The following is a 10,703-nucleotide window of genomic DNA, read 5'->3' on the forward strand; positions in this document are numbered from 1 at the left end:
ACCTCACGGCCCTCGGCAAGCGCCTCAACACCCGGCAGACCATCCAGGACCACAGCCCGGTGCTCGAACACCGACCGCCCCGTCGCCAGCGAGAAGCCGACGTCCACGGGTGACAGCTCCGCAACATGGGCGGCCAGCTCTGCCGCCTGGGCCCGCAGCGCGGCCTCGGACTTGCCCGACAGCATCCACGGCACCACCACCGGCGGCACGACGGCCCCGGTCGGCTCGTCCTCCGGAGCCTCGGCGGGAGCCTCTTCGAGGATGATGTGGGCGTTGGTGCCGCTGATACCGAAGGACGACACACCGGCCCGGCGGGGTTCCTCGGCCTGCGGCCACGGGGTGGCCTCGGTGAGCAGCTCGACCGCGCCCGCGGACCAGTCGACGTGCGGCGACGGCTCGTCCACGTGCAGCGTCTGCGGCAGCAGCCCGTGCCGCATCGCCTGCACCATCTTGATGATCCCGGCGACGCCGGCCGCGGCCTGGGTGTGCCCGATGTTGGACTTGATGGAGCCCAGGCGCAGGGGCTGGCCCTCCGGCCGGTCCTGGCCGTAGGTCGCCAGCAGCGCCTGCGCCTCGATCGGGTCACCCAGAGTCGTGCCCGTGCCGTGCGCCTCCACCACGTCGACCTGCTTGGCGGAGAGCCTCGCGTCCGCAAGAGCCGCCCGGATCACCCGCTGCTGAGAGGGCCCGTTCGGCGCCGTCAGACCATTGCTCGCGCCGTCCTGGTTGAGGGCGGAGCCCCGGACGACAGCAAGCACGGGGTGGCCGTTGCGGCGCGCGTCGGACAGGCGCTCCAGCAGGAGCATGCCGACGCCCTCGCCCCAGCCGGTGCCGTCCGCGCCCGCGGCGAACGGCTTGCAGCGGCCGTCGGGGGCGAGGCCGCGCTGGCGGCTGAACTCCACGAAGGTGCCGGGAGTGGACATCACCGTGACGCCACCGGCCAGCGCGAGCATGCACTCGCGCCGGCGGAGGGCCTGGGCGGCCCAGTGCAGGGCGACCAGGGACGACGAGCAGGCCGTGTCGATGGTGACGGCCGGGCCTTCCAGACCGAGCGTGTAGGACACTCGACCGGAGGCGATGCTGCCGGCGGTGCCGTTGCCGAGGTAGCCCTCGAGGCCGGCGGGCACGGCGTCGAGGCCGGCGCCGTAGTCGTGGTACATGACGCCGGTGAAGACACCGGTGCGGGTGCCGCGTACCGAGGCCGGATCGATGCCCGCGCGTTCGAAGGCCTCCCAGCTGGTTTCCAGCAGCAGCCGCTGCTGGGGGTCCATGGCCAGGGCCTCGCGGGGCGAGATGCCGAAGAACGCGGGGTCGAAGTCGCCGGCCGCGTGCAGGAAGCCACCTTCGCGCGCGTAACTCTTGCCGACGGCGTTCGGGTCCGGGTCGTAGAGCCCCTCCACGTCCCAGCCGCGGTCCTCGGGAAAGCCCGAAACGGCGTCGGCGCCGGTGGACACCAGCTGCCACAGCTCCTCCGGGGAGCGGACGCCGCCCGGGTAGCGGCAGCTCATCGCCACGATGGCGATCGGCTCGTGGTCCGCGGTCTCCGCCTCCTGCAGGCGTTGCCGCGTCTGGTGCAGTTCGGCGATGACCCGCTTGAGGTAATCCCGGAGCTTGTCTTCGTTACTCATCGTGCTTTCCCATCAAAAGCAGTCGGCCACAAGGCAGTCGGCGGAAAGGGGTCGACTTCGACCGAGGGTGGTCGCTCGTACGTCAGGACGGTCGGTTCAGCTGATTCCGAGGTCGTCCACCATCCTGAAGAGGTCGCCGTCCGTCGCCGATTCGAGCTGCTCGGCGAGATCGGCGCCTTCCGTTCCTTCCTGTGCGTCGCCGTATTTCGCGAGGAGGCTCCGCAGCCGTTCGATCACGTCGGTGCGGCCGATCTCCTCCAAGGACATGGCCGACAGCCCGGCTTCGAGCCGGTCGAGGCCCACCGACACGGGCACGTCACCGGTGCCACCGCCGGGTGCGCCCTGGGGGGCCACCTCCTGGTGCAGGAAGGCGGCCAGGGCCGTCGGGGTCGGATAGTCGAATACGAGAGTGGCGGGCAGCCGCAGTCCGGTGACCGCGTTGAGCCGGTTGCGCAGTTCCACGGCCGTCAGGGAGTCGAATCCGAAATCCTTGAAAGCGCGGGCCGGTTCTACGGATTCGATTCCGCCGTGGCCGAGTACGGCCGCGACATTGCGGCGCACGGCGTCGAGCACGATGCGTTCGCCTTCCGCCGCCGGCGCACCGGCCAGCCGCTCCCGCAGACCTGCCGCTGCCGCCCCTGCGGTCTCCGCGGCCTGCCGCTGCCGAGGCAGCGCCTGCACCAACTCCCGCAGAACATGCGGCACTTCGCCGCCGCTGTCCCGGAGTGACGCCCGTACGGCCGCCACGTCCAGCCGCATCGGGGCGACCACGGGGGCCTCGCCGGCGCAGCAGGCATCGAACAGCGCGAGTCCGTCGGCCGTCGGCAGTCCGCCGAGCCCGATGCCGGCCATGCGCCGCTGGTCCGCCTCGCCCAGGCCACCGGTCAGCGCGCTGCGCTGCTCCCACAGCCCCCAGGCCAGTGACAGACCGGGCAGGCCCTGGGCACGGCGCCGGGTCACGAGTGCGTCGAGGAACGCGTTCGCGGCGGCGTAGTTGCCCTGCCCGGCGGCGCCCAGTGTGCCCGCCGCGGAGGAGAAGAGCACGAACGCGGTGAGGTCGGCGTCGGCCGTCAGTTCGTGGAGGACGGCGGCTGCCTCCGCCTTCGGACGCAGCACGGCGCCGATCCGCTGCGGGGTCAGCGAGGTGACGACTCCGTCGTCCAGCACGGCCGCCGCGTGCACCAGGCCCTTCAGTGGGTGTTCGGCGGGGATACCTGCGAGCACGGTACGGAGGGCGTCCCGGTCCGCCACGTCACAGGCAGCCCACGTCACGCAGGCGCCCTCCTCGGTGAGTTGGGCCGTCAGCTCCGCCGCCCCGTCCGCCTCGGCGCCCCTGCGGCTGAGCAGCAGCAGGTGCCGTATCCCGTGCTCGGCCACGAGGTGCCGGGCCACGAGACCGGCGAGAGTGCCGCTCGCGCCGGTGATCAGCACCGTGCCCCGCGGGTCCCAGGTCGCGGCCGGTCCGCCGGCAACGGACGAGTCGCTTCGCACGGCCGGTCCGGTCTCCGAGGCGCGGACGAGTCTGGGCAGCAGGACGCGTCCCGCGCGTACCGCCAGCTGCGGCTCTCCCGAGGCGAGCGCGGCGGCCACAGCTCCGGACGCGGCCTCGACCGGGTCGTCGGCGTCGAGAAGGAGCAGCCGGTCGGGGTGCTCCGCCTGCGCCGAGCGCACCAGGCCCCAGACGGCGGCCCCGGCCGCGTCACCCACGGCCTGCTCGGCCGGGTCCTTGGTGAGCGGTGCGGTGTTCACCGCGCCCTGGGTGACGATCACCAGGCGCGCGTCGGCGAACCGGTCGTCCGCCAGCCAGTCCTGCACCCACGCCAGTGTCCCGGCGACCGTGGACCGCAGCCGCTCTCCCTCGCCGGTGCCGGTGTCGAGAGCGCCCGGCACGGGGAGGAAGACCCACTCCGGAAGAGGAGCGTCGTCGCCCTCCCCGTCCAAGCCGGTGTGGGCCTCGGCCAGACTCTTCAGGTCCGCATGCGTCGCCACGTCCCAGCCGCCCGACCGCAGGCCGGCGGCCAGACCGGCCTCGCTCGGTTCGCCGACGACGGCACAGCGGAGCGCGGAGGGCATGTCGGTCACCGGGAGCGGCATGGCGTGCCAGTCGAGCCGGAACAGCGACTCGCCGAGGGCAGCGCCCCGGGCCGTGTCGATCTGCTCGGCCGTGACCGGGCGCGTCACCAGTTCGTCCACGGAGGCCACCAGCCGGCCGGACTCGTCCGCCACGACGACCGACACCCCGTCGGTCCCCGCGGACGCGAGCCGCACCCGGACCCGGCCGGCTCCGGTGGCGTACAGGGACACGCCGTTCCAGACGAACGGCAGCCTGATCCGCTCCTGGTCCTCCTCGCCCTGGTCCACCAGGCCGCCCGGCCCTGCCGTGTGCAGGGCCGCGTCCAGCAGCGCCGGGTGGAGTCCGAAGCGCACGGCCTCCGCCACGTGCTCCTCCGGCAGAGCGATGTCGGCGAACACCTCGCCGCCGCGCCGCCAGGCCGCCCGTACCCCCTGGAACACCGGACCGTACGCCAGCCCGCCCAGCGCGAACCGCTCGTACATGCCCTCGATGTCCAGCGCCTCGGCCCCGGCCGGCGGCCACACTCCCGGCTCGTCCGACACCGGACCAGGCGTCTCGGTCGGCCCCGTGGTCAGGACGGCGCCCGCGTGTCGCGTCCACGGCTGGTCCGGGTCGCCGGACTCCTGCCGCGCATACACGTTGACTGGGCGTCGGCCGCCGTCGTCCGGACCGCCGACAACGACCTGGAGCTGGACCCCGCCGTTCTCCGGCAGGACCAACGGCGCCTCAAGGACAAGGTCGTCCACGCGCGTGCAGCCGAACCGGGCGCCCGCGTGCAGCGCCAGATCGACGAAGGCCGTCCCCGGCACCAGCACGGCACCCAGCACCGCGTGATCCACCAGCCACGGCTGCGTACGGGCAGACACGCGACCGGTGAACAGGCAGCCGTCGGAGTCGGGCAGCGTCACGGCCGCACCGAGCAACGGATGATCCGCCTCGCCCAGGCCGACCGACGACACATCACCCGCGGCCGGCACCGATTCCAGCCAGTAGCGCTCGCGCTGGAAGGCGTAGGTGGGCAGTTCCACCTGCCGAGGACGGGCCGGGGTAAGCAGTGCCGCCCAGTCCACGCTCTGGCCCTGGACATACACCTGGGCCAGCGCCTCCAACAACGAACCGGACTCGTCCCGGTCTTTGCGCAGCACCGGAGCGAACAACATCTCCGGGGCACTGTCCTGACCCATCCCGGACAACACACCATCCGGGCCCAGTTCCAGACATGCCGTCACGCCCTGCGCCGCCAGATAGGCGACACCGTCGGCGAAACGCACCGCCTCCCGCACATGCCGAACCCAGTACTCCGGGTCACAGACATCGGCCGGCGCACCCGTCAGGTTCGACACCACGGATATACGCGGCACCGAGTACGTCAACTGCTCGACGGTCTGCCGGAATTCGGCGAGCATCGGCTCCATCAACGGCGAGTGGAACGCGTGCGACACCCGCAGCCGACGGGTCTTCACACCCTTCCGCTCCAGCTCCTCCACCACGGACACCACCGCAGCCTCGGCACCGGAAATCACCACCGACGACGGCCCGTTGACCGCCGCCACACCTACCTCGTCCAAGCCCGCAAGCAGCGGCAGGACATCAGCTTCCGGTGCACGAACGGACACCATCACACCACCCGAGGGCAGCGCCTGCATCAACCGGCCACGCGCCGCCACCAACACACACGCATCCGCCAGCGACCACACCCCGGCCACATACGCAGCCGCGATCTCACCGATCGAATGGCCACCCACGATGTCAGGTGTCACACCCCACGACGAGGTCAGACGGTAGAGCGCGACCTCCACAGCGAACAGACCACACTGCGTGAACACCGTCGCATCCAATGCGTCGCCGTCCTCGAAGACGACCTCACGCAACGACCTGCCGAGCAGACCATCGAACTCGGCACACACCTCATCAAACGCCTCGGCGAACACCGGGAAAGCCGCATACAACTCACGGCCCATACCCGCCCGCTGACTGCCCTGACCAGAGAAGAGCACCACCAGCTTCCCAGGCGCCACCTGCCCCTGCACCACACCAGCAGCAGGCTCACCCGAAGCCACAGCAGACAACCCGGCCCCGAAGCCCTCAAGCCCCCCGGCCAACACCACAGCCCGATGCTCGAACACCGACCGACCCGACACCAACGACGACGCCACATCCACCGGCGCCAGCTCAGCCCGGTCGCGCACATACCCGGCAAGCCGCCCGGCCTGCCCCCGCAACGCGGCCTCCGACTTACCCGACACCACCCACGGCACCATCACCGGCGGCGAGGATTCGTGGCGGTCGTCGGTCGCCGTGTCCGGCGTCGGCACATGCTCCAGGACAACGTGCGCGTTCGTGCCGCTGGCGCCGAACGACGAGACACCCGCGCGTCGGGGACGTCCGGTCTCGGGCCACTCAACGGCCTCCGTCAGCAGCTCGACGGCACCGGCGGACCAGTCGACATGCGGCGACGGCTCGTCGACGTGGAGGGTCTGCGGCAGTACACCGTGCTCCATCGCCAGCACCATCTTCATCACACCCGCGACGCCGGCGGCGGCCTGGGTGTGCCCGATGTTCGACTTGATCGAACCCAGCCGCAGGGGCTGGTCCTCGGGCCGGTCCTGGCCGTAGGTCGCGAGCAGTGCCTGCGCCTCGATCGGGTCACCCAGCTTCGTACCCGTGCCATGCGCCTCCACCGCGTCCACCTGATCGGCGGAGAGCCCCGCACTGGCCAGCGCGGCACGGATCACCCGCTGCTGAGACGGACCGTTCGGCGCCGTAAGGCCGTTGCTCGCACCGTCCTGGTTGACGGCCGAACCACGGACCACCGCCAGCACTCGATGACCGTTCGCCCGCGCGTCCGACAGCCGCTCCAGCAGCAGCATGCCGGCGCCCTCGGAGAACCCGGTGCCGTCCGCCCCTGCCGCGAACGTCTTGCAGCGGCCGTCGGGAGCGAGCCCACGCTGACGGCTGAACTCCACGAACAGCGCCGGAGTCGCCATCACCGTCACACCACCGGCAAGCGCCAGCGAGCACTCCCCCTGCCGCAGCGACTGCACCGCCAGATGCAGCGCCACCAGCGACGACGAACACGCCGTGTCCACCGTCACCGCCGGACCCTCGAACCCGAACGTGTACGAGATACGGCCCGAGGCGATACTGCCCGCGGTGCCGTTGCCGATGTAGCCCTCAATGCCGTCCGGAACCGAGGTGATGGAGCCGTAGTCGTGGTGCATGATCCCGGCGAACACACCGGTCTGGCTGCCGCGCACCGCCGCCGGGTCGATTCCGGCGCGCTCCAGCGCCTCCCACGACGTCTCCAGCAGCAGCCGCTGCTGCGGGTCCATCGCCAGCGCCTCACGCGGCGAGATACCGAAGAACGCCGGATCGAAGTCACCCGCGTCGTACAGGAAGCCGCCCTCGCGGGCGTACGCCGTGCCCTTGTGATCCGGGTCCGGGTGGTACAGCGCCTCCAGGTCCCAGCCACGGTCGGACGGGAACGCCGCCATGGCGTCATCGCCCCGGGTGAGCAGGGACCACAGGTCCTCCGGCGTGCGGACGCCGCCCGGGTAGCGGCAGCTCATCGCGACGATGGCGATCGGCTCGTCCGCCGTCGTGGCCGTTCGGGAGGTGGTGCGCGCGGGCTGTTGCGCGCCGGCGCCCAGAACGTCGGTCGCCGTCAGCTCGTCCAGCACGTGCCGGGCGAGCCCCGCGGGCGTGGGGTAGTCGAAGACCAGCGTGGCGGGCAGCCGCAGGCCCGTGGCCGCGTTCAGCCGGTTCCGCAGCTCCACCGCCGTCAGCGAGTCGAAGCCCAGGTCGCGGAATGCCCGGTCGGACGCGACCTCGTCGCCCGGCGCGTAGCCCAGTACGGCACCGACGTGGGTGCGCACCAGGTCCACCACGGTCTGCTCCCGCTCGGCCTCCGCCATTCCGGCCAGGTCGCCGGCCAGCCCGTCGGGCGTTGCGGCGGGGGTCGCGGAGGCCGCGGCGGCGCGCCGAGCGGGGGTACGGACCAGCCGGCGCAGCAGCGGCAGTACGGGCCCGTTTCCGCCCCGGAGCAGCGAGCCTGCCAGCCGCACCGGGACCAGCAGCGCCTCGTCCGCGGCGGTAGCCGCGTCGAAGAGGGCCAGTCCCTCCTGTGACGACAGCGGTACGACGCCGCCGCGGGCCATGCGGGCCAGGTCGGCGTCGGCCAAGTGTCCGGTCATCTCGCTGCGTTCGGCCCAGAAGCCCCAGGCGAGCGACACCGCGGGCAGGCCGTGCGCCCGCCGGTGGGCGGCGAGGGCGTCGAGGAAGGTGTTCGCCGCGGCGTAGTTGGCCTGTCCGGCCGCGCCGAAGGTCGCGGCGGCCGACGAGAACAGCACGAACGCCGACAGGTCCAGGTCGCGGGTCAGCTCGTGCAGGAGCAGGGCCGCGTCCACCTTGGGCCGAAGCACGGTGTCCACCCGCTCGGGCGTGAGCGCGTCCACCACGCCGTCGTCCAGCACACCCGCCGCGTGCACCACCCCGCGCAGAGGCGTGTCCTCGGGGATGCGGGCCAGCACGCCGGCCAGCGCCTCGCGGTCCGTCACGTCACAGGCCTCGAACACGGCCTGCGCGCCCAAGGCGGCCAGCTCGGCGTCCAGTTCGGCCGCGCCTGCGGCGTCCCGGCCGCGGCGCGACACCAGGACGAGATGACGTACACCGTGTTCGGCGGCCAGGTGGCGGGCGATCAGACCGCCCAGGACACCACTCGCGCCGGTGATCAGTACGGATCCCCCGGCGCCCCAGGCCCCGGCCTCTCCGGCCGCCGTCGGCTCGGACGCCCTGACCAGTCGGGGAGCGCGGAACTCACCTGCGCGGACGGCGATCTGCGGCTCCTCGGCCCCAAGTGCCGCGCGCGCCGCGTCGGCGGTGGCGTCCCAGGTGTCGACATCCACCAGGTGGAAGCGGTCCGGATGCTCCGTCTGCGCGGACCGGACCAGCCCCCACACGGCAGCCACGGCCGGGTCCGTCACATCCTCGTCGGCCGTGGTCGCCATCGCGCCACACGTGACGAAGACCAGCTTCGACGTGGCGGCAGCCGCGCTGCCGAGCCACTCCTGTATGGCGTGCAGCGCCCGGTGAGTCCGCTCACGGGTGGCGGCGGCGACTTCGTCCGCCGCCGCGTCCGCGGCCCAATCCGCCGTGGAGAGGAACGGCAGGAGGACGACCTGCGGGAACGTCCCTTCCCCAGCCGGGGACAGCTCGGCGAGGGTCGGCGCGAGACGACCGGCGGATGCGCGCAGGGCGCCGGGGCACGAGGATTCCGTACCGAGCACAGCCCAGTCGTCCGCGGCGGCCACCGTGGCCACGCCCGGAACCGCCTCCCAGCGCACCGTGAACAGCGAGTCCAGCGACGACCGCGCGGCACTGTCGAGCAGCGCCGGCGAGACCGGACGGCCCACCAGTGAGCCGACGAATGCCACCGGCGCTCCATTGGCATCCGCCACCAGCAACGACACGCCGTCCGCGCCCGTCCTGGACAGGCGCACCCGGAGCGTGGACGCGCCCGTGGCGTGCAGGGCCACTCCGCTCCACGCGAACGGCAGCCGTGCCGAGCCCGTCTCCGTCCCGTCCCCGGCATCCGGGCCGCCCAGGTGACCGACGCCGGTCACGTGCAGCGCGGCGTCGAGCAGCGCAGGGTGGATGCCGAAGCGCTCCGCCTCCGCACGCTGCTCCTCCGGGAGCGCGACCTCGGCGAACACGTCCTCGCCCTGCCGCCAGGCCGCCCGCACGCCGCGGAAGACCGGCCCGTAGTCGAGCCCAAGCCCGGCGAGCCGCTCGTACAGGTCGTCCACCGTGACCGGCACAGATCCCGCGGGCGGCCACACCGTCAACTCATCGTCTGCCGCACCGACTTCCACGTCGGCCACCGCGAGCACACCCCGGGCGTGGCAGGTCCAGGATTCCTCGTCGTCGCCCTCGACGCGTGAGTACACCCCCACATCGCGGCGCCCCGGATCGTCGGTACCGCCCACGACGACCTGCACCTGCACCGCGCCCGACTCGGACAGCACCAGCGGCGCCTGGAGCGTCAGTTCCTCCAGTGTCCGGCATCCGGCCGCGTCCGCCGCCCGCAGAGCCAGCTCCACGAACGCCGTCCCCGGAACCACCACCCGGCCCAGCACGAGGTGGTCGGCCAGCCAGGGCTGGGCTGCCAGCGACAACCGGCCCGTCAGAACAAGCCCGTTCGCGTCCGCCAGCGACACCACCGCGCCGAGCAGTGGGTGGTCCGCCGTGCCGAGGCCGACCGCAGCTACGTCACCGACGCGCGAGGCCGGCGACTTCAGCCAGTAGTGCTGGTGTTGGAAGGCGTACGTCGGCAGCTCGACCCGCTGGGCACCGGTGCCCTCGAAGAGGCCGGCCCAGTCAACAGCCGCACCACCGACGAACGCCTCGGCGGCGGAGGTGAGAAGCCGCTTCAGGCCGCCCTCGTCACGTCGCAGCGAACCCACCGTGGTGACGGAGGTGTTGACGTACGTCTCAGCAGTCTGCTCGACACCCATGGTCAACACCGGATGCGCGCTGGACTCGATGAACAGACGGAAGCCGTCGTCGAGGAGGGCGCGGACGGTGTCGGCGAAGCGGACCGTCTGACGCAGGTTGCGGTACCAGTAGCCCGCGTCCATGCCGGTCGTGTCCAGCACCTCGGCGGTCACAGTCGAGTAGAAGGGCACAGCCGCCGCCTGCGGGGTGATTCCCGCAAGGTCGCGCAGGAGGACGTCCTCGATCTCCTCCACATGCGCGCAGTGCGAGGCATAGTCCACAGCGATACGGCGAGCCCGAACACCGTCCGCCTCACAGGCGGCCAGCAGCTCGTCCAGGGCGTCCGCGTCGCCGGAAACGACCACCACAGCCGGGCCGTTGACCGCCGCCACCGACAGACGACCACCCCAAGCCGACAGCCGCTCCTCTACGTCCTCGACACCGAGCGAGACGGACACCATGCCACCACGCCCGGACAGCGCACGAATGGCCTTGCTGCGCAGGGCCAC

Annotated in this window: 2 protein-coding genes; both read right to left on the minus strand. The window is 72.2% G+C overall.

The window, feature by feature from the left end; all coding sequences use genetic code 11:
* On the minus strand, nucleotides 1-1,628 hold a 1,628-nt coding region (locus ACWD35_RS43485), incomplete at its 3' end, for a type I polyketide synthase (RefSeq protein ID WP_451356859.1).
* 96 nt (nucleotides 1,629-1,724) lie between these two features.
* Nucleotides 1,725-10,703 (minus strand): SDR family NAD(P)-dependent oxidoreductase (locus ACWD35_RS43490; RefSeq protein ID WP_451356860.1); only part of this gene is annotated, 8,979 nt, incomplete at its 5' end.

It is taken from the genome of Streptomyces sp. NPDC002671, from assembly GCF_053592475.1.